This is a genomic window from Litoreibacter janthinus, assembly GCF_900111945.1.
GTDB classification, from domain to species: Bacteria; Pseudomonadota; Alphaproteobacteria; order Rhodobacterales; family Rhodobacteraceae; genus Litoreibacter; species Litoreibacter janthinus.
The window spans coordinates 3,342,644-3,365,441 of the sequence record NZ_FOYO01000001.1 but is presented as its reverse complement, the minus strand read 5'-3'; the positions used below and the strand labels follow the sequence as shown (position 1 = coordinate 3,365,441).

20 protein-coding genes are annotated in these 22,798 nt (G+C 58.4%); 10 read left to right on the top strand and 10 right to left on the bottom strand.

Annotated elements, in window-relative coordinates; all coding sequences use genetic code 11:
* From BM352_RS16875 to folD, 9 genes are all read left to right on the top strand, one after another.
* On the top strand, positions 1 to 1,122 hold the full coding sequence (locus BM352_RS16875; RefSeq protein ID WP_090219224.1) for a hypothetical protein: 1,122 nt from the start codon (positions 1 to 3) through the stop codon (positions 1,120 to 1,122).
* An 87-nt stretch (positions 1,123 to 1,209) separates the two neighbouring features.
* Positions 1,210 to 2,550 (top strand): Tol-Pal system beta propeller repeat protein TolB, encoded by a 1,341-nt coding sequence (gene tolB / locus BM352_RS16870; protein ID WP_425434560.1) that lies wholly within the window; start codon positions 1,210 to 1,212, stop codon positions 2,548 to 2,550.
* 83 nt (positions 2,551 to 2,633) lie between these two features.
* Positions 2,634 to 3,155, top strand: coding sequence for a peptidoglycan-associated lipoprotein Pal (pal, locus tag BM352_RS16865; RefSeq protein WP_090219219.1), 522 nt, complete (start codon positions 2,634 to 2,636; stop codon positions 3,153 to 3,155).
* A gap of 12 nt (positions 3,156 to 3,167) precedes the next feature.
* Positions 3,168 to 3,983 (top strand): tol-pal system protein YbgF, encoded by an 816-nt coding sequence (gene ybgF, locus BM352_RS16860; protein ID WP_090219217.1) that lies wholly within the window; start codon positions 3,168 to 3,170, stop codon positions 3,981 to 3,983.
* A complete protein-coding gene (tilS, locus tag BM352_RS16855; protein ID WP_090219216.1) occupies positions 3,980 to 5,203 on the top strand; it encodes a tRNA lysidine(34) synthetase TilS in 1,224 nt (407 codons plus the stop codon). Before ybgF ends, tilS begins: the two co-directional genes overlap by 4 nt.
* 89 nt (positions 5,204 to 5,292) lie before the next feature.
* The gene (ftsH, locus tag BM352_RS16850; RefSeq protein WP_090219213.1) at positions 5,293 to 7,212 is read left to right on the top strand and encodes an ATP-dependent zinc metalloprotease FtsH; all 1,920 of its coding nucleotides are present in this window, start codon (positions 5,293 to 5,295) and stop codon (positions 7,210 to 7,212) included.
* A gap of 145 nt (positions 7,213 to 7,357) precedes the next feature.
* Positions 7,358 to 7,945 (top strand): MOSC domain-containing protein, encoded by a 588-nt coding sequence (locus BM352_RS16845; RefSeq protein ID WP_090219210.1) that lies wholly within the window; start codon positions 7,358 to 7,360, stop codon positions 7,943 to 7,945.
* A gap of 182 nt (positions 7,946 to 8,127) precedes the next feature.
* On the top strand, positions 8,128 to 9,804 hold the full coding sequence (locus BM352_RS16840) for a formate--tetrahydrofolate ligase (protein WP_090219208.1): 1,677 nt from the start codon (positions 8,128 to 8,130) through the stop codon (positions 9,802 to 9,804).
* 117 nt (positions 9,805 to 9,921) lie between these two features.
* A complete protein-coding gene (gene folD / locus BM352_RS16835; RefSeq protein WP_090219205.1) occupies positions 9,922 to 10,824 on the top strand; it encodes a bifunctional methylenetetrahydrofolate dehydrogenase/methenyltetrahydrofolate cyclohydrolase FolD in 903 nt (300 codons plus the stop codon).
* Here the strand turns inward: folD and BM352_RS16830 are convergent.
* The 4 genes from BM352_RS16830 to BM352_RS16815 are packed head-to-tail and all read right to left on the bottom strand — an operon-like array spanning position 10,821 to position 15,685.
* Positions 10,821 to 11,249 (bottom strand): PaaI family thioesterase, encoded by a 429-nt coding sequence (locus BM352_RS16830; RefSeq protein ID WP_090219202.1) that lies wholly within the window; start codon positions 11,247 to 11,249, stop codon positions 10,821 to 10,823. The genes folD and BM352_RS16830 overlap by 4 nt on opposite strands.
* Positions 11,250 to 11,278: 29 nt before the next feature.
* Entirely contained in the window at positions 11,279 to 11,941 is a 663-nt protein-coding gene (pdeM, locus tag BM352_RS16825; protein WP_090219200.1) for a ligase-associated DNA damage response endonuclease PdeM, read from the bottom strand.
* Entirely contained in the window at positions 11,938 to 14,340 is a 2,403-nt protein-coding gene (locus tag BM352_RS16820) for a ligase-associated DNA damage response DEXH box helicase (protein ID WP_090219198.1), read from the bottom strand. Before BM352_RS16820 ends, pdeM begins: the two co-directional genes overlap by 4 nt.
* 31 nt (positions 14,341 to 14,371) lie before the next feature.
* On the bottom strand, positions 14,372 to 15,685 hold the full coding sequence (locus BM352_RS16815) for a P-loop NTPase family protein (RefSeq protein WP_090219196.1): 1,314 nt from the start codon (positions 15,683 to 15,685) through the stop codon (positions 14,372 to 14,374).
* Between the two features lie 165 nt (positions 15,686 to 15,850).
* Between BM352_RS16815 and BM352_RS16810 the strand changes: the two genes are divergently transcribed.
* On the top strand, positions 15,851 to 17,455 hold the full coding sequence (locus BM352_RS16810; RefSeq protein WP_090219194.1) for a hypothetical protein: 1,605 nt from the start codon (positions 15,851 to 15,853) through the stop codon (positions 17,453 to 17,455).
* Here BM352_RS16810 and BM352_RS16805 read toward each other — a convergent pair whose 3' ends face one another.
* Genes BM352_RS16805 through BM352_RS16780 form a run of 6 tightly spaced genes read right to left on the bottom strand, consistent with a single transcriptional unit; the run spans position 17,456 to position 22,794 of the window.
* Complete coding sequence (locus tag BM352_RS16805; RefSeq protein ID WP_090219192.1) at positions 17,456 to 17,932, bottom strand: prepilin peptidase; 477 nt, start codon at positions 17,930 to 17,932, stop codon at positions 17,456 to 17,458. It lies immediately after the preceding gene.
* Positions 17,933 to 17,935: 3 nt separating this feature from the next.
* Positions 17,936 to 18,781, bottom strand: a complete 846-nt coding sequence (locus BM352_RS16800; protein ID WP_090219190.1) for a tetratricopeptide repeat protein — start codon at positions 18,779 to 18,781, stop codon at positions 17,936 to 17,938.
* A gap of 35 nt (positions 18,782 to 18,816) precedes the next feature.
* Positions 18,817 to 19,383: a tetratricopeptide repeat protein gene (locus BM352_RS16795; protein WP_090219188.1), complete on the bottom strand. Its 567-nt coding sequence runs from the start codon at positions 19,381 to 19,383 to the stop codon at positions 18,817 to 18,819.
* A gap of 2 nt (positions 19,384 to 19,385) precedes the next feature.
* A complete protein-coding gene (locus tag BM352_RS16790) occupies positions 19,386 to 20,372 on the bottom strand; it encodes a type II secretion system F family protein (RefSeq protein ID WP_090219186.1) in 987 nt (328 codons plus the stop codon).
* Positions 20,373 to 20,376: 4 nt separating this feature from the next.
* Entirely contained in the window at positions 20,377 to 21,345 is a 969-nt protein-coding gene (locus BM352_RS16785) for a type II secretion system F family protein (protein ID WP_090219184.1), read from the bottom strand.
* A gap of 6 nt (positions 21,346 to 21,351) precedes the next feature.
* A complete protein-coding gene (locus tag BM352_RS16780) occupies positions 21,352 to 22,794 on the bottom strand; it encodes a TadA family conjugal transfer-associated ATPase (RefSeq protein ID WP_090219181.1) in 1,443 nt (480 codons plus the stop codon).
* Positions 22,795 to 22,798: the final 4 nt, after the last annotated feature.

Below are 22,798 nucleotides of genomic sequence, written 5' to 3'. Positions count from 1 at the left end.
ATGCGCATCTCTCCACATACCGGCACATATGTTTCCGGCGCAGGCCACGCAGCCTTCATCCTCTACCTGATCGTAGGGGGGCTTTTTATTGCGCGCGACACTGACTTTGAAGTGAAGGTGAGCAACGTCTCGATCATTTCGGGTGAAGAGTTTGCCGCGATGCAGGCCCAATCGCCGGGCGAGCCTGACTTGCCGCCCGCACCAGAAGCGCCTGTGCAGGTGGATCAGCCCGCGCCTGCTGTCGAGCCAGAAACACCTGTGACTCCGCCAAGCCCACCCGCGCCGGTGGAGCAAGCCGCACCTGAGCCAGATCCAGTGATCCCTGAGCCTGCAGAACCGACTGTCACCCCGTCGGTGCCAGACCAACCTGACGCACCTGACACCGATGGCGATCCGGGCGCGACCTTGATCGCACCGGATGAGCGCCCGGTGCCGCGCCCTGCGGAGCGGATTGCCGAAGAGATCGTTGAAGAGCCTGACCCGGAAGTTGTGGTAGACGACGTTGACCAAGCCGCCGCAGCGCCTGCGGCGGAACCGACGCCCATAGAAGAGGCGCGGGAGGAAACGGCCCGCGAGGCCGCAACCACGGAGATCGTGACCGAAGCGGACGAGCCTTCGACCTCCGCTCCGACCATCTCGACGCGCCCGGGCCGCAAGCCTAAACCGCCTGCTCAACCGGCCCCCCAGGTCGCCGAGTCAACTGCGCCTAGCCTTGCTGACAGCATCGCCAACGCTGTGGCCGAGGCAAACACGGAGACCGCTGTTGCCAACAATGCCAATCCCGGTGGCGGCACGTCTTCACCGATCACGCGGTCCGAAAAGGGCGCCTTCATTCTGGGTATCCAGAAATGCTGGAACGTGGGCGCTTTGGGCACCGACGCGCTTGCCGTGTCGGTCGTCGTCGGGTTCCAGATGGAGCAGGACGCAAAGCCTGTGACCAGCTCGATCCGGATGATTTCCAGCACCGGCGGCAGCGGGGACGCGGTGAAGCGCGCCTATGAGGCTGCGCGACGTGCGATCATTCGCTGCGGTGCCACCGGCTATGACCTTCCCCTCGACAAATATGACCAGTGGCGCGAAGTTCAGGTAAGCTTCAACGCGACACGCCGAGAGATAAGATGACCAGAATGGCGCAAAAACGCCCATCCGCACCGCCTCGCAGGCCAAGAGCCTTGCACTTATGCGTTTGCGTGAAAGGATAAGAGCATGATGAAAAGACTTCTCAGCTGTTTGGTTGCGGTGGCGACCTTGTGTATTGGCACAGTCGCCGCAACGCCTCCGGCGATTGCGCAATGCGCCCAAGGTGTGCTTTGCATCGAGTTGGACAATCCCAATATCGAGCCGCTGCCCTTTGCGGCCCCTTCGTTCATCGCCGAGACCGCAGGTGCGGATCAATACGCGCGGGACCTCGCATCAGTGGTTGCTGCGGATTTGCAGGGCTCCGGCCTCTTTCGCGCAATCAGCCAAGACGCGTTCATCAGTCAGATCACCAGCTTTGACAGCCCCGTTCAATATGCGGACTGGAAGGCGATCAATGCACAAGCATTGGTGACCGGCGCTGTGTCCACGACAAGTGACGGTCAGATCATCGTCAAGTTTCGCTTGTTCGATGTATTCTCCGAGGACCAGCTGGGTGAGGGGCTGCAATTCGTAGGCTCCACCAATGGATGGCGGCGGATGGCGCATAAGGTGGCCGATGCCGTTTACTCGCGCATCACAGGTGAAGGCGGGTATTTCGACAGCCGCGTGGTGTTCGTATCCGAAACCGGACCGAAGAATGCCCGCCTGAAGCGATTGGGCGTCATGGATTACGACGGCGCGAACCAACAGTTCCTGACCGACGCGCAAGCAATTGTTCTGGCGCCACGGTTTTCACCGACCGGCGATCGCGTGCTTTATACCAGCTACGAAAGCGGCTTCCCGAAGATCTATGTGCTTGATGTGGCCTCGGTCGGGCGGCGCGTGCTGCAAGACCAGCCGGGCACCATGAGCTTTGCGCCACGCTTTGCACCGAACGGTCAGGATGTTGTATTCTCTCTGACGACCGGCTCCAACACCGACATCTACAAGCTGAACCTTCCAAGCGGGCAGCGCACGCAGCTGACATCCAGCCCTGCGATTGAAACGGCGCCAAGCTATTCGCCGGATGGCACTCGGATCGTGTTCGAGAGCGACCGCTCTGGCACACAGCAGCTTTACGTGATGAACGCCAGCGGCGGCGAAGCCACGCGAATTTCCTTCGGGCAGGGGCGTTATGGCACGCCGGTTTGGTCCCCACGTGGTGACCTGATCGCCTTCACCAAGCAAAACCGTGGACGGTTCCACATTGGCGTGATGCGCACGGACGGGTCCGGCGAGCGCTTGCTGACAGCGTCGTTCCTCGATGAAGGTCCGACTTGGTCGCCGAATGGTCGCGTGATCATGTTCACCCGTGAGACTGCCGGTTCCGGCGGGTCATCCACACTATATTCGGTGGACATCTCGGGGCGGAACCTGAAAGCGGTGCAGGCCAATGCCTCCGACCCGAACTGGTCGCCTTTGCTGAAATAAACCGTGAGATTCCCTTTGACTCCGACACATGCTACGTTCGGAGCAATCGAGCCAATAAATATGACCCATGAAGGATCAAACCGATGAAGACGCTTACCAAGGTTGCACTGCTGACCACCACTCTGGCGCTGGCTGCTTGTGCCAAAAGCCCCTTTGACCGTAGCGGCGACGGCGCTGGCGGCGCTGGGGCAAACGGGCTGAACAATGGCGGCATTTCCACCTCTGCTCTCGACCCGAACAGCCCCGCTTACTTCAGCCAGACCATCGGCGATAAGGTTCTGTTCGCTGTGGACCAATCCACGCTGGGCGACGAAGCCCGTTCAACATTGGGTCAGCAAGCCAACTGGCTGTCGAACAATCCAAGCTATTCCGCGATCATTGAAGGCCACGCCGACGAGCAAGGCACCCGCGAATACAACCTTGCGCTTGGCGCACGCCGCGCGGCAGCTGCCCGTGATTACCTTGTGGCAAATGGTGTTGCAGACAATCGCCTGCGCACGGTGAGCTTCGGCAAAGAGCGCCCGCTTGAGGTCTGTTCAGTCGAGTCCTGCTATGCCAAAAACCGTCGTGCAGTGACTGTGATCTCTGCAGGCGTTGGCAGCTGATAGGGTAAGATTATGCGCAAGGTTCTGATGTGTTTGGGGTTCGCTTTGAGCGTGGGGCCAGTCGCCGCACAGGACTCGAGCCTTGCGGATATTCGTACTGAACTGGGCCAATTGAACGCCAGTATCGTTCAATTGCGCTCGGAGCTGTCGAGCGGCAACACTGGTGGGCTAACCATCACGGGTGACACGCTGCAACGGATCGATATTATCGAGGCGGAACTGTCCCGCCTGACCTCCAAAACCGAAAGTCTGGAAAACCGTATCAACCGCGTGGTCACAGATGGCACCACCCGCGTCGGCGATTTGGAATTCCGCCTGTGCGAGCTGGAGCCGAATTGCGATCTGGGCGCGATCGGCGAGACGCCCGCTTTGGGCGGCGGAACCGGAGCCGCACCCGTAGCCGTTGGCCCGGCACCAACGCCAGATACTGGCGGTGCCGAACTGGCCGTTTCTGAACGGGCCGACTTCGAGCGGGCGCAGGAGGCGCTCGCAGCCGGTGACTTTCGCAGCGCCGCGGAGCAGTTTGCGGCCTTTAATGAATCCTACCCGGGCGGACCGTTAGCGTCCGACGCGCATTTCTTCCGGGGCCAGGCTCTGGCGCAGTCGGGCGACTGGAACAATGCCGCGCGATCTTATCTGGAGAGCTTTTCCGGCTCCCCCGACGCGCCGCGTGCCCCAGAAGCCTTGTTCCGCTTGGGGCTGGCTTTGTATGAACTCGGGCAAGCTGAGGAGGCCTGCCTGATGCTTCAGGAAGTGGGTGTCCGCTATCCGGGCTCGGATCAGGTGCTTCCCGCCAATTCTTCGATGCGCAACCTCGGCTGCCAGTGACCGCGACCACACTTCCCGACGATTTTCTCAACAGGCTAACGCCCGGCACTTTAATTGGTGTCGCCGTGTCCGGCGGTGGCGACAGCATGGCACTGCTGCATCTGATGCTGAAGGCTGGCGCCCGCGTGAGCGTGGCAACTGTGAACCACAATCTGCGAGATGAAGCCGCTGACGAAGCGCAAGCCGTCGGCGCGTTTTGCTCTGCTCATGACGTGCCACACGAGATTTTGCACTGGCACTGGGACGGGACGGGCAATTTGCAGGACTGCGCGCGACGCGGCCGTTACGGCTTGTTGGCCGAGTGGGCCAAGCGGGTTGGCGCGGCCGGCGTGGCAGTCGGGCACACCGCCGACGACAACATCGAAACGTTCTTGATGGAGCTTTCACGTGGCGCGGGGCTGGATGGGCTGTCCGCCATGTCGCGAGAGTTCAAACGCGATGGTGTGACGTTTCACCGACCGATGCTGCATCTACGCCGCTCTGACTTGCGCGACGTGTTGCAGGAGGCCGACATCACGTGGAGCGACGATCCGAGCAATGACGACCCCAGCTACCACCGCATCCGCCTGCGGCAACACATGGCCGCGCTAGAGGCGGCGGGACTGTCGGCGCAGATGATACTGACCTCCATCGGGCATTTGCATGACACCCGCCGTGGACTGGTGGAAAACCTCGCGCAGGAGTTGGACGGGCATTTCAAGCTGGACCGTGGCGATCTGTGCTTTGAACTTTCGTGGCTGGAGCAACTCTCGACTGAGCCGCAGCGTCGGGTTCTGAATTGCGCCCTTCGGTTTGTTTCAGGGCAGGATTACGCGCCGCGCGGAGCGAAGCTGATGCGCGTTTTGGCGGATTTGCGCCAGAAAGCCGTTCTGCATGGCTGCGTGCTGACATCCGCCGGCGACACTTTACGAGTGGCCCGCGAGTATGGCGCGGTTTCGGAACTTCGCGTGCCAACGACCGAATGCTGGGATGGCAGATGGCGGGTTGAAGGCCCGCACACACATTCCACAGAAATAGCGGCCCTCGGCGAAACCGGTTTGGCGCAATGTGGTGATGTTTGGCGTGATGCAGGACTTCCGCGCGTGTCGTTGCTTGCGTCGCCCGCCGTCTGGGACGGAGACGTGCTGCTGAGTGCTCCGCTCGCCGGATGGGACAACGGTTGGCGCCTTATGCCGCGACAACATGACCAAGACTTCCGAGAGTTTGTTTTATCGCATTGAACCTGCGCCACTTATCCCTATTTTAAGACCAACGGCTTTAGGTGACGTAAGTGTCTACGTCGGAGTCGAGCTGATTTAGGAGAATCCCCTTGGGCAACGCGAGACAAATCGCATTCTGGGTCGTACTGTTTTTGCTGATCCTGGCGCTTTTCAACCTGTTTAACGGCAGCCAATCCGCAGTGGACTCGCGCACGATCCCGTACTCGGACTTCATCTCTCGGGTCGAATCCGGTGATGTGAGCCAGGTGACGCTGGATGGTGAGAATATCATCATTCGCTCCGGCAACGAGATGTTCACGACGATCAAGCCTGAAGGCGTCGACGTGACCCCGGTTCTGTTGGAAAATAAGGTGGCGATTGAAGCCAAGCGTCAGGAACAAAACGGTCTTTTGGCCTATGTCGGAACGCTTTTGCCCTTCCTCGTGATTATCGGGATCTGGATATTCTTCATGAACCGCATGCAAGGCGGTGGCAAAGGCGGGGCGATGGGCTTCGGCAAGTCGAAGGCAAAACTGCTGACCGAAAAGCAAGGGCGCGTGACCTTTGACGACGTCGCGGGCATCGACGAGGCGAAGGACGATCTTGAAGAGATTGTCGAATTCTTGCGTAACCCGCAAAAGTTTAGCCGCTTGGGCGGTAAAATCCCTAAAGGCGCTTTGCTTGTGGGCCCTCCGGGCACTGGTAAAACGCTTCTGGCGCGTGCGGTGGCAGGCGAAGCAGGCGTGCCGTTCTTCACAATTTCAGGCTCTGACTTCGTCGAAATGTTCGTGGGCGTCGGTGCATCACGCGTTCGTGATATGTTTGAGCAGGCCAAAAAGAACGCGCCTTGCATCGTCTTTATCGACGAGATCGACGCTGTCGGTCGGTCCCGTGGTGCCGGCTACGGCGGCGGGAATGACGAGCGCGAGCAAACGCTGAACCAGCTTCTGGTTGAGATGGACGGCTTCGAGGCCAATGAAGGTATCATCATCGTGGCGGCCACCAACCGTCCCGACGTGCTGGACCCTGCATTGCTGCGCCCGGGTCGGTTTGACCGTCAAATTCAGGTTCCGAACCCTGACATCAAAGGTCGCGAAAAGATTCTGCGCGTTCACGCCCGCAAGGTACCGCTTGGCCCTGACGTGGATCTGCGCATCATCGCGCGTGGCTCCCCCGGGTTTTCCGGCGCAGATCTGGCGAACCTCGTGAACGAATCCGCGCTGATGGCGGCCCGTGTCGGACGTCGCTTTGTGACGATGGAAGATTTCGAAAGCGCCAAGGACAAAGTCATGATGGGCGCCGAGCGCCGGTCGATGGTGATGACCGAGGACGAGAAAAAACTGACGGCCTATCATGAAGCAGGGCACGCGATTGTGGGGCTGAACGTCCCGCAACATGACCCGATCCACAAAGCGACGATTATCCCTCGCGGGCGCGCTTTGGGTCTGGTGATGAGCTTGCCAGAGCGGGATCAGCTTTCTGTGTCGCGGACGAAATACACGTCGAAAATCGCGATGGCGATGGGAGGCAAAGTTGCTGAAGAACTGAAATTCGGGCCGGAGAATGTAACCTCCGGTGCGACCTCGGACATCCAGCAAGTCTCCAAAATTGCCCGTGCGATGGTGACGCAATTCGGCTTCTCTGACGAGTTGGGCCATGTGGATTACGCCAACGAGCAGCAATCTTATCTGGGCCCATACGGCGGGGGCACGAACCACTCGCAAGAAACCCAGAAGATCATTGACCAGAAGGTTAAGGAGCTGATCGACGAAGGTTACGAGACCGCCAAGCGCGTCCTGACCGAAAAGAACGAAGAATGGGAACGTCTTGCTCAAGGTTTGCTTGAGTACGAAACGCTGACAGGCTCGGAGATCAACAAGGTGATCGCAGGCCAACCGTTGAACCGCGGCGACGACGAAGAGGATGACACGCCTGACAGTGGCGCTACCTCGGTCGCCGCGATCCCGAAGACCCGCAAACCCAAGACGCCGAAATCTGACGGCGGCATGGAGCCGGAGCCTTCGGCGTAAGCCGTAGCGACAAGTGAAAAGTTCTGGAAACGCCCCGCCATTTGGCGGGGCGTTTTCTTGTGAACCACGATGTCACAGAGTTTGATTGGACGGGCGATCTGCTGTCCCTCAAAATCCTTTGAGAATTTTGAACGGAGACCCGCCGATGCCGGCTTTGATGAAAACGAAACACACTGGCAAAATTGTTTGGCTGGGGCGCGTGGAGAGTCGTGCTGCGGGGTTGCGGTCAGCTCCGGTGTCAGAGGTGCAGGTCGGCTTCGCCGGGCTGGAGGGGGAAGATCACGGCGGGCTGACACGACCGTCCTGCAGCCGAGTGACTTCGCAATACGCCAAGGGCACCCAAATCCGAAATACGCGCCAGGTTTGCATCGTGTCCGCCGAAGAGATGGCTGCGGTCGCGGCCAAAATCGGGGTGGACAGTTTCAATCCTGAATGGTGCGCGGCCAATATCGTGATTGAAGGGATACCGGATTTCACTCACATTCCCCCGTCCTCGCGCTTGCAGACGCAAGACGGGACGACCTTGACCGTCGACATGGAAAACCGGCCCTGCCATCTGCCTGCGCCTGTCATTGACGAGGATGCCCCTAGCCACGGGCGTGCGTTCAAGGCGGCGGCCAAGGGCCGTCGCGGGGTCACGGCCTGGGTGGAGCGGGAAGGCCCGCTGCGTGTGGGTGACACGGTCACGCTGCATATACCCGATCAGCGGGCGTGGTCCGGAGATTCTGACTGACTTGGCGGTGTTTGGCTCCATTTGGAGCCTGCTGTTTCCCATCTGAAACCCTTTCACCGCTATAGGCCGATTCCAGTGTCCTAAATGTCGGAATTGCAGTGTGGCTGCGGCCCCGTCCCCGATATAGGCGAAGGGACATAATAGCGCCGCAGCGCATTGCGCAGGCCAAGGGGAGACAAAACATGAGTTTCAAGACGGATATCGAGATTGCCCGCGAGGCCAAGAAACGCCCGATTCAAGAGATCGGTGCCAAGCTGGGCATCCCCGAAGCCGACCTACTTCCCTTTGGCCACGATAAGGCGAAAGTGTCTGCCGAATTCATCGCTGCCCAACGGGGCAAGAAAGACGGTAAACTGATCCTTGTGACTGCGATCAATCCGACGCCCGCAGGTGAGGGCAAAACCACAACGACCGTAGGTCTGGGCGATGGCCTGAACGCAATCGGCAAGAAAGCGGCGATCTGTATCCGCGAAGCCTCGCTGGGGCCATGTTTCGGGATGAAGGGCGGGGCCGCTGGCGGCGGGTACGCGCAAGTTGTGCCGATGGAAGAAATGAACCTGCACTTCACAGGCGATTTCCACGCGATTACCTCGGCTCATAACCTGCTGTCGGCCATGATCGACAACCACATCTATTGGGGCAACGAGCTGCAAATCGACGAACGACGCGTAACTTGGAAGCGGGTCTTGGACATGAACGATCGTGCGTTGCGTGACTGCGTAACGTCACTGGGCGGCGTGGCCAACGGCTTCCCGCGCCAGACCGGATTTGACATTACGGTGGCCTCGGAGGTGATGGCGATCTTGTGCCTTGCGATGGATCTGGACGATCTCAAGAAGCGTCTGGGCGACATCATCGTGGCCTACCGCCGGGACCGGTCCCCGATCTATTGCCGCGACATCAAGGCTGACGGTGCGATGACCGTTCTGCTGCAGCAAGCCATGCAGCCGAATCTTGTGCAGACTTTGGAGAACAATCCTGCCTTCGTGCATGGTGGTCCGTTTGCCAATATCGCGCATGGCTGCAACTCGGTGATTGCCACAACAACGGCACTGAAACTCGCAGACTACGTTGTGACCGAAGCGGGGTTCGGGGCTGATCTGGGCGCTGAGAAGTTCATGAACATCAAGTGTCGCAAGGCCGGTTTGGCGCCTGACTGCGTGGTTTTGGTGGCCACCGTGCGTGCTATGAAAATGAATGGTGGCGTGGCGAAGGCTGATCTGGCTGATGAGAACGTCGATGCCGTGAAGGCGGGTTGTTCCAACCTTGGGCGCCATATCGAGAACGTCAAATCCTTCGGCGTTCCTGTTGTGGTCGGGATCAACCACTTCTCGGGTGACTCTGATGCGGAAGTTGCCGCGGTCAAAGCCTACGTTGAAAAGCAGGGGTCCGAGGCAATATTGTGCAAGCACTGGGCACATGGCTCTGAGGGGGTCAAAGAACTGGCGACCCGAGTGGCAGAGATTGCCGACAGCGGGGCGGCACAATTTGCACCGCTTTACTCGGATGACCTGAGCCTGATGGAAAAAATCGAAACCATCGCCAAGCGTATCTACCGTGCCGACGAGGTGCTGGCAGACAAGAAAATCCGCGACCAGCTGCGCCAGTGGGAAGAGGCGGGCTATGGCCACCTTCCGGTTTGTATGGCGAAGACGCAGTATTCCTTCTCGACCGACCCGAACCTGCGCGGCGCGCCGGTTGGTCACTCGCTGCCTGTGCGTGAAGTGCGCTTGTCGGCAGGGGCGGGGTTCGTGGTCGTCGTCTGCGGCGAGATCATGACGATGCCGGGCCTTCCACGGGTTCCGTCTGCGGAAGCGATCATGCTAAACGATGCTGGCGAAATCGAAGGTTTGTTCTAAGAGGTGGTGCGGGTGTGGGGGCCATCGAGGCCCCCACACCCGCGTCGCAGCTTGGGGCAGCTTCCCTGCGCTCCATAAGAGGGCGCGACGTGTATAACTATGACGGAGACGACAGGCATGAGCGCGCATATCATTGACGGGAAGGTCTTTGCGGCCAAGGTGCGCGGGCTTGTCGCGGACGGAGTTGGCAAGCTGAAGGCCGAGCACGATATCGTTCCGGGATTGGCGGTTGTGCTGGTCGGCGAAGACCCCGCAAGTCAGGTTTATGTGCGCTCCAAGGGGAAGATGACTGTTGAGGTGGGAATGAAGTCGGTCGAGCATCGGCTGGAGGCTGACACATCCGAGGCCGACCTGCTGGCGGTGATCAAATCGCTGAATGAAGACCCGTCGATTCATGGGATTTTGGTTCAGCTTCCTTTGCCAAAACACTTGAATGAAGACCTGGTGATCAACTCGATCGACCCTGCGAAGGATGTAGACGGGTTCCATATTTCCAATGTCGGGCTGTTGGGCACTGGGCAGAAATCGATGGTCCCTTGCACGCCGCTGGGATGCTTGATGATGTTGCGCGACTATCATGGTTCTTTGTCTGGTATGGACGCGGTTGTGATTGGCCGTTCCAACATTGTTGGCAAACCTATGGCACAGTTGCTGTTGGGCGATAGCTGCACGGTGACGATTGCCCATTCGCGTACGAAAGATTTGCCCGACGTGGTGCGCCGCGCTGACATCGTTGTGGCCGCGGTGGGACGCCCCGAAATGGTGCCGGGCGACTGGATCAAGCCGGGGGCGACTGTGATCGATGTGGGCATCAACCGCCTCGACGCGCCAGAAAAGGGCGAGGGCAAGACCCGTCTTGTAGGGGACGTTCATTACGAGAGCGCCGCTGCGGTTGCCGGTGCGATTACCCCTGTGCCGGGTGGTGTGGGGCCGATGACCATCGCCTGCCTATTGGCCAACACGCTGACAGCTTGCTGCCGCGCTAATGGTCTGTCGGAGCCGGAAGGTCTGACCGCTTAAACCGGAACAATTGTGCCTTGCAGGGCGGCGATATGCGTTTCAGCGTCGCCGTTCAGTGCATAGACATCCGCCTGCACCACAATCAGGCGCCTGCCCGCCTTCAAGACTTTTCCGACGGCCTTGAGTCCGTCTCCTTGCGCCGGTGCAAGCAAGTTAATCTTCATCTCGGAGGTCAGCACTTCTTTGCCCGCGTCAACAAGGGTGAGGGCCGAGTACCCAGCCGCGCTATCGCCAATGGCGAAGGTCAGCGCAGCGTGGGCAAAGCCGTGCTGTTGGGTCATGCTGTTCAAAATCGGGGCCTTGATCACACACCGTCCGGCTGAGACCTCTGCGAGCGTAGCGCCTGCTGTCACCATCATGGCCTGTCGCGCGAAACTGACTGCGACGTCGGTCTTGTAGTTTGGGTTGCGTGGCTGAGGGGACATAGGCGCTCCGATCGTGGGTCTGGCCAAGCCTAGCTGCGCGGCATCGGGATTTCCACTGCGGATGCGCCGGTGAGGATCGCGCGGGCCGTGGGCTGCATCAGTGCCAGAAGCGGCTTGGAGGTTGTCCGAAGGCCGCCGGTGAAGGTGCCGTACGCAGGAAGGATCAGGCGTGTGTCATCATACAGAAAACAGGGGCGCGTCACTGCGCGCCCGCGCATCTGTAGGCTGGCTTTGGGATGGTAGTGCCCCGAAACTTCGCCGCTGGGGGAGGTGTTCTCTGCGATGTGCCGGAAAACAAGCGGATCAAATTCTTGTTGCCTGCGGTGCGTTCCGCCAAGAGACAGCGGGCCAGGGTCGTGATTGCCTTCGATCCAAGTCCAGTTTCGGCCGGCCATTAGGCGGGTGATCCAATCAGTGATCTGCACGGGCAGAGCCTCGCCCGCTGCCAGGTCATCAAAGCTGTCGCCAAGGCAAATCACGTGCTCGGGACTATGCGCGTCCAGATCGTTTTGCAGCCGGGTGAGTGTGTCGATGGTCTCGTAAGGCGGCAGCATCTGGCCGCTGCGTCTCGCAATGCGCTCGGATTTGCCCAGATGAAGGTCCGAGACGATCAGCAGACGCTGTTCTTGCCAAAGCAACGCACCGGACGGCAGGGCTGCGAGCGTTGTGCCGCAAAAGGTGAATTGCTTCATTGCAATCCTGCCTGCGCCATGAGTTTTTCGGCTTCATCGGCCAGGATGCGTTCTTCTGCTGCGCCTTTGATTGGAACACGCCCGATTTCCAGAAATAGCGGCGCTGCCAGTGGTGTGGCGCGCCCAAGCACCAAGTGGTCGATGACGCCTTGGGTTCGGGTGAGCATGTCCTCGATACGTCCGAAATCTATGAGGCCTTTCATAGCCTCCTCACGAGTGATGTCGAGCATGAGGTGATCATGGTCATATTTGCGCAAGGTGTCGTACAGGATGTCAGAGGAAAACGTGGCCTGACGCCCTGATTTGCGTTGGCCACGGGTCATGCGGTCAATCAGCCCGGCAATTATCGCGGAGGCGCGGAACGTGCGTTTCATCACGGCATTTCCGGCAAGCCAGTCCTCCAACCCGTCGCGCAAGTTCTCAAGTTTGAAGAGCGGCGCAGGATCGGTGACCGGTTGCAATCCCCAGATCATAGTCGCGTAATCCGTCGCAAGAAAGCCGAGAGGATCCAGACCTTGGTCTTCCATGCGTTGGGTCAGCAAAAGCCCAAGGGTCTGCATCGCATTGCGGCCCGCGAAGCCATAGATCACGGTGTAGTGGCGTTCGTCTTGCGGGAAACTTTCAATCAAGAGCCGTCCCGGTTGCGGCAGCTTGGACCGGTCGCGTTGAAGCGCCAGCCATTGCGCCGTGTGTGCAGGCAAGTCCGGCCATCTGTCTTGTTGGAATATGCGCAATATGCGCTCGCTCAACTGCGTTGAAGTTGCGAACTTGGTGCCCGAGAACGTGGCGATCTTGGGGGTGCTGGAGGCGCGGCGGGTGACTTCGACGGTCATCTCGTTCAGCCCTTCATAGCGCACGATCTGGCCGCCGATCAGAAACGTGTCTCCTTGGGACAGGGTTGAGGCAAACGCCTCCTCGACTTCGCCCAATGGCGCGCCGCCGCGTCGATTCTTGAGCCGTACTTTCATCATTTCTGTGTCGATGATTGTGCCGATATTCATGCGGATTTGCGCGGCACTTCGCGGATCGCGAAGCTGCCATTTGCCATCGCGCTCCACGATGCGCTGATAACGGTCATAGGCGCGCAAGGCGTAGCCGCCAGTTGCGCAGAAATCGAGACAGCGGTCGAAGTCCAGACGGGCGAGGCCGACATAGGGGCCTGCCGTCGTGACTTCGCGAAAAAGATCGTTCGCGTCAAACGGGCCAGCGGCGGCGCAGGCCAGAATATGCTGACACAGTACATCACGCGGACCAACCCCGCGCGGGTCGCCGTCAAGATCATGTTCTTTGACAGCATCCAGTGCGGCCTTGCACTCGACGATCTCAAACCGGTTCGCAGGCACCAAAAGCGCCTTGGACGGGGCGTTGTATCGGTGATTAGCACGGCCGATCCGCTGCACGAGGCGTTTGACGTTCTTCGGCGCACCGATCTGGATGACCAAATCCACGTCGCCCCAATCGATCCCCAAATCAAGACTGCCAGTACAAACGATGGCCTTAAGACTGCCTTCAACCATGGCCTGTTCCACCTTCAGGCGCTGCTCTCGGGCGAGGGACCCGTGGTGGATGCCGATAGGCAACTGATCCTCATTGGCGAGCCAGAGGTGGTGGAAGAACAGCTCTGCCTGCGCACGGGTGTTGTGAAAGATCAGCGTCGTGTTGTGCTGTTTGACCTGCTCTAGCACGGCGGGGATGGCATAGCGCCCGCCGCCGCCGGACCAAGGCGGGGCCTGTTCGGTTTCCAGCATCGCGATGTCGGGATCCGGGCCAGGATCGGCGTGGATGATTTGGGTCGGTTGCAGGTGACGCGCCAAAAAGCTGGCAATGGCTTCCGGGTCTTCAACCGTTGCGCTTAGGCCCACGCGGCGAAGGTCAGGAGCCAGAGATTGCAAGCGGCTCAGGCCCAACATCAATTGATCACCGCGCTTGCTTTCGGCAAGAGCATGGATTTCGTCAACCACGACACGTTGAAGGCCCTCGAAGATGCGCGGCGCGTCCTCGTAGCTGAGCAGAAGGGCAAGGCTTTCGGGTGTGGTTAGCAGGATGTGGGGAGGGTCGGCCCTTTGACGGCGCTTCTGGGTGTAACTGGTGTCGCCGCTGCGGTCTTCTATGCGGATGTCTAGTCCGATCTCCTCGACCGGAGTGCGCAGGTTGCGCTTGATGTCCGCTGCAAGGGCTTTCAACGGAGAGATGTAGAGCGTGTGCAGCCCGCGGCGTGGCGAGTCGTGCAAATCTACCAGCGTGGGCAAGAACCCCGCCATGGTCTTACCACCGCCGGTCGGGGCAATCAGAAGCGTCGAAGGGTCCTGTGCCGCATCAAGCATCGCTTGCTGATGGGGATGGATGTCCCAGCCTCGGGCGGCGAACCAATTGCGGATGGGCTGGGGCAGATCAGACATGCCCCAGATATAGTCCGCTTGTCGGCTTTGGTCAGTGCTTAATCTCTTCGTCTTTCACATACATGTTGGCCCATGCACGGTCGATCAACTCGGGGGTCATCTGATTGGGGATGCCTTCGTACTCGCAAACAGCAATCATTTGGTCGATCAGGAAGTTCGCGTGATAGTTCGCGTAGACATTGTCGATGGTCGGGTATCTGACTTTCAACAGGTGGATCAGCGCCGCCTCATTCAAAGGCATCTTCTTTTTCTTGGCGACCATTGCGAACACTTTGAGGAACTCTTCCTGCGTTGGGCCGTCAATTTTGATCTTGAAGAAAATACGACGCAGGGCCGCGCCATCGAACATTTCGTTGGGGTGGAAGTTGGTCGAGAAGATCACGAGCGTGTCGAATGGCACCTCGAATTTCTCGCCCGATTGCAGGGCCAGAATATCGTATTCGGCTTCCATCGGAACAATCCAACGGTTGATCAGGGCCTGCGGTGGTTCTTCCTGACGGCCAAGGTCGTCCACGATGAACACGCCACCGGTCGACTTCAGCTGAAGCGAGGCTTGGTAGGTGCGCGAAGTGGCGTTGTAATTCAGGTCGAGCATGTTCAGCATCAACTCACCACCGGTCATAACCGTGGGGCGCTCACACATAAGATAGCGCTTGTCATACCGGTTATCGGTGCGGCGCAATGAAGTGGTCAGCTCGGCCACGTCTTCGATTGGTGTGTGCACAATCGGGTCAAAAAGCGTTACAACTTGCCCAGCATATTCAATGCATTGCGGGATATAGATCATGTCGCCAAGCGCATCGCGGATGCCGTTGGAGATCGCCGACTTACCGTTGCCGGGTGGGCCGTAGAGCAGAATCGAACGGCCGGAGCTTACGGCTGGACCAAGATCGTTCAGCAAATGCTCGGGCAGGATCAGGTGACCCATATTGCTCAACAGTTTGTCACGGGTGATCTGGATGTTTCGAACAGATTGCTTCTTCACCTGCTCTTTATACATTTCCAATGGCACGGGCAGGGCACCGTAATATTCGGATTGGGAAAGCGCATCGAGCGCGCGCGATTTGCCCGCATCCGACAGCTGGAACGCCATTTCGGAGCCGGAGCCTGCGTGCAGCGTACCTTGTGCTTCGATCAGTTTTTGTTCCCGCGCGATCTCAACCAATTGTTGGGTTAATGGCAGGGACAGGCAGATAGCCTCCGCCATGTCTGACACGTGCTCCAAGTTTTTACGGAAAACCGTTTTCAGCAGGATATCCCGCATCATCACGATGCTAAGGCCTGTATCTTTCAAAGACTTCGGGGGAACCGGCGCCTGAACGCCCGTGGTTGTGTGCATATTCATGTGCTCTGCCTCGCGTGCCGATTATCCGGCATCCTTTCCCTAACTTTACTGTTTTCGCTGCGTCCAAACAACAAAAACCGATCTCGCTTCAAAAAGCGGGCCAGCTGCGCTAGCCTTCGTGAATAATGAACACCGCCAACAGGGCGGGACGTGAGGACGATGGGCATGGACGACGGTATGGATAAGGCCGGAGCAAGGCTTTTTCTTGTTTATCTACTAGGGTTGGTCGCACTTATGGGGGGGCTCGCCTTGGCAAAGGGCGGGCTTTACGTTGACCGCCACGAGGGTGACACCCTTCATTTGATCGAAATTCTGTTGAGGATGTCCGAAGGGCAGTGGCCGCATCTGGATTTTGTTACCCCGTTGGGGGTGCTTGCCTTCTTACCAATTGTGGCGTTTGTCTGGGCCGGTTTTGGCGTGGGAGCAGCCATCGTGCTGGGGCAAATCAGCGTGGCTTTGATGCTGGTTCCGATGGTGTGGTGGCTCGGGCGCAGCCGCTTGACGCGAGGCATGGCTTACGGTGTTGGCGCTTTGGTGATGGTGTTGGCCTTGGCGATGATTCACGGGGAAGCCGCAGCATCTTTGTCGTTGTCGATGCATTACAACCGTTGGGCATGGGCGTTTGCCTTCGTGGCGATCCTGGTCGCCGTGTTAGAGCCGAAACATGCCAATAACCAATGGGTTGACGGTGTTATCCTTGGCGTCGCGTTCAGTTTTTTCGTGATGGGAAAGATCACCTACGGGGTCGCTTTTGCGCCGGGTGTTGCGCTGGCCTTGGTGCTGCGGGGCCAATGGCGGGCGATTTCTGTTGCGCTGGCGGTTGTGGCGTTGTTCGCCATTGCCCTGACGTTCATGGCAGGTCCTGCGATGTGGTGGGCTTACCTAGGCGACCTGGCCTTGGTGGCAAGTACCGATATCCGGCCAAGGGCGGGCGTTGATCTTGCTACGCTGCTTACCGCGCCGCAATACGTCTTGGGCAATGCTGTACTGGTGCTTTCAGTGTTGGTTCTACGGCGCGGGGTCGACCCCAAGTTGGGTTTGGTTCTGATGCTTTTGGCGCCGGGTATGATTTACGTCACCTACCAAAATTATGGAAACGATCCCAAGTGGTTGGCGCTGCTTGCTGTGATGATCCTTGCTGTATCGCGCACGCCACAGATTATTGCCTTGGCGGTGGTTGCATGCACTCTGATTGCGCCCTCCTTTTTCAACATGGCGACCAGCCCCGCGCGGCACTTCGTGGCCAAGGAAGGCACGTATCGCGCCCTGTTTTTCGAGACACCATATGCCGACCGCCATGGGGACTTCTTTACCAAGGCGGAACGGGTGAACCGCATTCTCAAACGCGTCCCGATGCAGTTTGAAAGTGAGGAGTTCGCCTATCTGAACACGCTCGCCGCGCATTTGCCACCTGCAGAGTTTCAGGGCGAGGGGCTTGCATCCTGCGTTCAAGAACTCGGGCTGATTGGCGCCTCTCATGCGATGGCGCGCGACTTGGATCGCGCGGGCTTGGCCGAGGGGAAATCCGTTTTTGTGGCGGACACGTTTGGCAATTTGTGGATGTTCGGAAATCTATCGCCAACCAAGGGTGCCGCGCCGTGGTATTACGGGCGGCTAACAGGATATGACGCAGCAGATTACTTTTTGATCCCGACCTGCCCGACCACCCCGCAGGCTTATCGCTCGATCCTTAAGGATGTGGAAGCGCGAGGCGAGGTTTTGACAGAGGTGCGGCGCACCGAGCTCTACATCCTCTACGCGCGGCCCTGATTAAAAGGCGGCGCGCGCCAGATAGATTACAAGGGTCACCGCCAGCGGCAGACCCATCGGGAAGTCACGGGTGCGTTCCCAGCTTTCCCAATTCGGGGCGAGCTTGCGCAATGGTGTGACGCGGGCCAGACGGTGCAGGATGAAGGCGGCGATAGTCGTGATCGCGAAGAGTGCCGCGACGACGGTTCCGTCCGTGGCTGCGACGAACGGGGCCATGGCCGCCGCGAACTTCGCGTCCCCTGCGCCCACCACGCCGGTGATCGTCATCAAGAACCCCACGGCCAGCACAATGGCGAAATGAGCGTAGCGCCAGAGGTAAGCGTCAAGCGGTAGGGTCAGAATGCCAACGATGGCGAAGAGCACCAGCAAGGCCAAAACGGCCTTGTTCGGAATTTTCATGCGGGCCAGATCGCTCCAGGCAACCCAAGCGGAAATCAGGGTTGCGAGGGGCAGGGCCCATAGCGCGAAGGTCGCCATGGGTTAGCTTTCAAGCGTGCGCAAGGAGCGGATCGCCGCCTCGAAGTGCTGCGGATGAGTCTCGATGGCTTCTTCCAACAGGGTCTTGCCAGCTTCAACATCGCCTTGCTTGATCGCCGTCAGTGCCATGGTGTGCAGCAACTGCGCGCGCTCGGTCTGAGTCACCTGAATAATCGGCAGCGTGTAGTTTTTACGGGCGCCACGGGCCAAAACCATGTTGTTCTTGGCGGTGAACAGGCTTGGATCGTAGGTGATCGCCTCGCCAAACAGGCGTTCAGCTTCGTCGTAGTCACCGCGTGTGAGCTTTGAGAAACCCCAGTTGTTCAGAACCGAACCAGGCGTGGTGGTCAGGCCAACGGCAGTTTCGTAGAAGCTGTCGGCTTTCTTCCAGTCTTTGTTGGTGTCGGCGATGATCGCTTCTAGACGATACCGCTCAAAGGTCTCGAAAGTCGGTGGAATCTGGTTAAGAACCTTTTCGGCTTTTTTCCATTCACCCTGACGGATCAGCGCATTTGCGTAAGAAATGCGATCGTCATTGGTGGCTTCGGGATGTTTGGTAATCTTGGCCCAGATGACACCTGCTTCGGTCGCGCGTTTGGCGCGCAGAAGCGATTGGCCAAGGCCACGCTGAAGGTCCAGACGCTCCGGATCTTCGCGGCTTGCTTTTTGGAAGTAGGTCACCGCCTCGTTCGGGTCGGCAACGGTCAGCATGATGTCGTTGAGATTGCTCTCATCGATAACATTGACGTTCTTGAGGGTTTTGCTGAAATCGCTCTTCTCGCGTTTTTCGCAAGCGGTTAGGGCAATCACGCTGATTAGGCACAGCATGCCTGTCTTCATGTGGCGCATGGGGCGTCCTCTACTCTGCTCTCAATGGCCTTTGATCAGGGTGCCTTAAGGATCAGGTAGCGGCCGTTACCGCGTCTCACCAAGTCAAAAGCTCTTTCGTCTTTTTCTGAACTATATGCAGGGTTTTCAATTTTTGCGAGCGCGCGTCGAAGGTTTTCCCGGATTTCGTCAGATTTGCCACTATCAAGGGCAAATGCGGTCTTGAAGACGCGGCTGGCCTCGCCGGCTCGCCCGGTTTCCATCAGCACGACGCCGAGATTATTCCATGCAGGAACAAAGGTTTGATCGACTTTGATCGCTTGGCGAAGCAGCTTTTCCGACTGCCCGAGACGGCCAAGGCGCAAGTTGGCGGACCCCAATGCGCTAAGTACATCAACATTTGTTCCTTGTTCGCCTGCAGCTCGAAGATAGGCCTTCAGCGCCAGTTCGAATTGGCCTGCTTCCATGAGACGATGCCCAACGCTTAGGCCGTCGACGGATTGAAAGCGGGTGACATCGCCACTCGGTGGAAATGGATCAGCCCCCTCGCCAAGCGAAGGGGCCTTTTCCGCGCATCCTGCGAGGGTTAGTCCAATTGTAAGTATGCCCACCCAATTTCGCATGTTTATCCGCCGCCACCGTTTAGGTTCTTATAGATATCGTAGATCGACGGGCCGATCAAAATAATCAAAAGCGGTGGCAAACAGAACAACATCGTTCCGAGTGTGAGTTTGGTCGGCAACACGTTCGCCTTCTCTTCGGCGCGCATCACACGCTTGTCGCGCATTTCCGAGGCGTAAACCCGGAGGGCGTCGGCGATGGATGTACCAAAGCTGGTTGATTGGATCAGCACGGTCACAAAACTGGACACATCCGGCACGCCTGCGCGCTCGGCCATGTCCCGCAGCACCGAGATACGGTCCTTACCGGCTTTCATCTCGTTGGCGACCATTTGGAATTCATCTGCGAGGGCGGGATAGCCGGCACGAATTTCAGCGGCCACACGGATGATGGATTGGTCAAGTGCCTGGCCCGCTTCGACGCAGACCAGCATCAGGTCGAGGCTGTCGGGAAAGCCGCTTTCGATTTCGGTTTGACGTTCCTGACGGCGACGCTCGATCCAGTATTTCGGCAAGTAATAACCCGCACCACCTGGGATAACGATCGCAAGGATCAAATCGCGAGTCGACATGTCGTCGCCACCGAGGATCAGAACATAGAGCAGACCGCAGGTCAGGAACAGCAAGCCAAGGGCGAATTGCGCGAAGTGGAATGTGCGCACGGCCGATTTCTGCTTGTACCCAGCCTGCAAAAGCTTGAGCTTCATCCCCGCCAGTTCCTCGACGTCTTGCGGTTCAAGGAAGTTGGCGAATTTGTCGAGCTTGTCCGTGCCGCCCGCAGTGCGCAGGGATGCGTCGCCCGACTTTTTCGAGCGCGGGCCGTTGCGTTTGGCTTCTTCGCGGATGCGGTCCAGCGGGTCTTTGCGCTTCTTGAGCATGCTGGGGAGCGTGACGAGCACCATGATGATGCCGAGCATCCCGACTGCTAAAAGAGGGCCAAGTTCGCCGAAATTTTCAACGAGCAGGGTGTTAATGGTTTCGATAAACTGCATCTCATTACACCTTGATGTTGACCATGATGCGCATGAAAATCATGTTCACCACTAGGAATACGCCTACCACGATACAGGCCGGGATAAAGAATTCGGTCTCTTTCACCTCGGTATAATAGTCGGGCTCCATGATGTTGATGCCGACCAAAGCCAGGAGCGGGAAGACCGACAGGAACATTCCGGACCACTTGGCTTCAGCGGTGATCGCCTTCACGCGGCGGAACAGCTTGAAGCGGGCGCGGATCACCTGTGACAGCCCGTGCAAAATCTCTGCAAGGTTACCACCTGAGGTCTGCTGAATGGTCACGGCCACCGCAAGGAAGCGCAAATCCTGCATGTCCATACGTTCGGCCAGGTGTTTCAGGCTTTCGGAGACGTCACGCCCGTAGGCTGATTCATCCGCAATCACGCCAAATTCAGTCCCAAGCGGATCGGCAACTTCTTTGGCGACGATGTTGATCGCCGACGAGAAGGGGTGACCCACGCGCAGGGAGCGAACCATAAGTTCAATCGCATCGGGAAGCTGTTCTTCTAGCAGCGCCAGGCGCTTCTTAGCTTTGTTGTTTACCCACACGTAAACTGCGCCGACACCCATAGCGAGCGCGATCAGCCCGCGCACAGGAGCTGCGGCTTCGGTCATTTGGGTCAACACGCCGAAGATGACACCGGCGAGCACGAACATCATTGCAATCAAGGCCATCGGGGAGAAGGCGATATTGGCGCGTAAAGCTTTGTCGGCCAGCATGGAGTAGAGCGGTATGCCGCCCGAATTCATGTGCTGGTTCATCTCCTTGCGGAGCTGTTCAAGAACCTTTTCGCGCGACCCGCCCTTCGAGATCATATCCAGCCGGCGGTTAACCTTGCTGTTGAGGCTGATCGACTTGCCGAAAATGACAAGGTAGATTCCCTCGATCAGCATCAGGACGCCAACGAAGATTATGCCGTATAAGAGTGGCTCAAAACTGATTTCCATAACTGGTTACTCCGCTGCGATCGGTTCGTAGATCGACGCAGGCAGGTCGTAGCCCCACTGCTTGAACCGGTCGGAATAGTGCGAGCGCACGCCTGTTGGCGTGAACTGGCCAATGATTTTACCATCGGGTTGAAGGCCCAGTCGCTGATAGCGGAAGACCTCCTGCATGGAGATAACATCGCCTTCCATGCCGGTGATCTCGGTGATTGACACCATGCGGCGGGAGCCGTCTTGCAAACGTGACGCTTGCACAATCAGGTTCACAGCCGACGAAATCTGCGCGCGCACCGCTTTGATTGGCATCTCAATCCCGGCCATCGCGATCATGTTTTCAAGACGGGACACCCCGTCCCGCGCCGAGTTGGCGTGGATCGTCGTCATTGAGCCGTCGTGGCCCGTGTTCATGGCTTGCAACATGTCGATAACTTCTTCGCCACGCGTCTCACCCACGATGATCCGGTCAGGACGCATCCGAAGGGCGTTCTTCAGACAATCGCGCTGCGAAACAGCGCCTTTGCCTTCGACGTTAGCGGGGCGGCTTTCCATACGGCCCACGTGAACCTGCTGGAGTTGAAGCTCTGCCGTGTCTTCGATCGTCAGGATACGTTCGGAGTTGTCGATGAATGACGACAGCGCGTTTAGCGTGGTCGTTTTACCCGAACCTGTACCACCGGAAACGATGACGTTCAGGCGGCAGGCCACTGCGGCTTGCAAATAGGCCGCCATTTCTTCCGAAAAGGCGCCGAATTTGACCAGATCGTCAATCGCGAGCTTCTCTTTCTTAAACTTACGAATGGAGACCAGCGAGCCATCTACAGCGATCGGGGGCACCATGGCGTTGAAGCGCGATCCATCTTTTAGACGGGCGTCGACATAAGGGTTTGATTCATCCACGCGACGACCCACTGCCGATACGATCTTGTCGATGATGCGCAAAAGGTGCTTTTCGTCTTTGAAGCGGGTGTTGGTCAGCGACAGCTTACCGTCGCGTTCGATGAACACGCGGTTGGGGCCATTGACCAGAATATCGTTAACGGTGTCGTCTTTCAGAAGCGGTTCTAGCGGGCCTAGGCCCGTCACTTCGTCAAATAGTTCCGCGTGCAGCGTCTGGCGTTCTTCCTTGGTCAGGATGATCGCCATTTCCTCCAGACCCTCGGCGCAGATCGCTACAATCTCGGCCTTCAGGTCTGCCTCTGGCGCGTTTTCGAGCGCTGCGAGGTTGAGGTTGTCGAGCAATCGGTGGTGCAGTTCCGAGCGAACCTCTTCCAGGCGTTGGCGACGCTTAAGCTCTTTGTCCTGCGCAATAACTTCTGCCGGGGCGATTGGCGCCTTCGTTTCAGCTTTGCGCATGGATTTGATGGCTGACGGCTTTGGAGAAGCGGCCGGAGCGGGTGTCGGTTTTGCTTGTGCCTTAGGATCAGCACCTGGTTTTTTGTATCGCGAAAACATACTG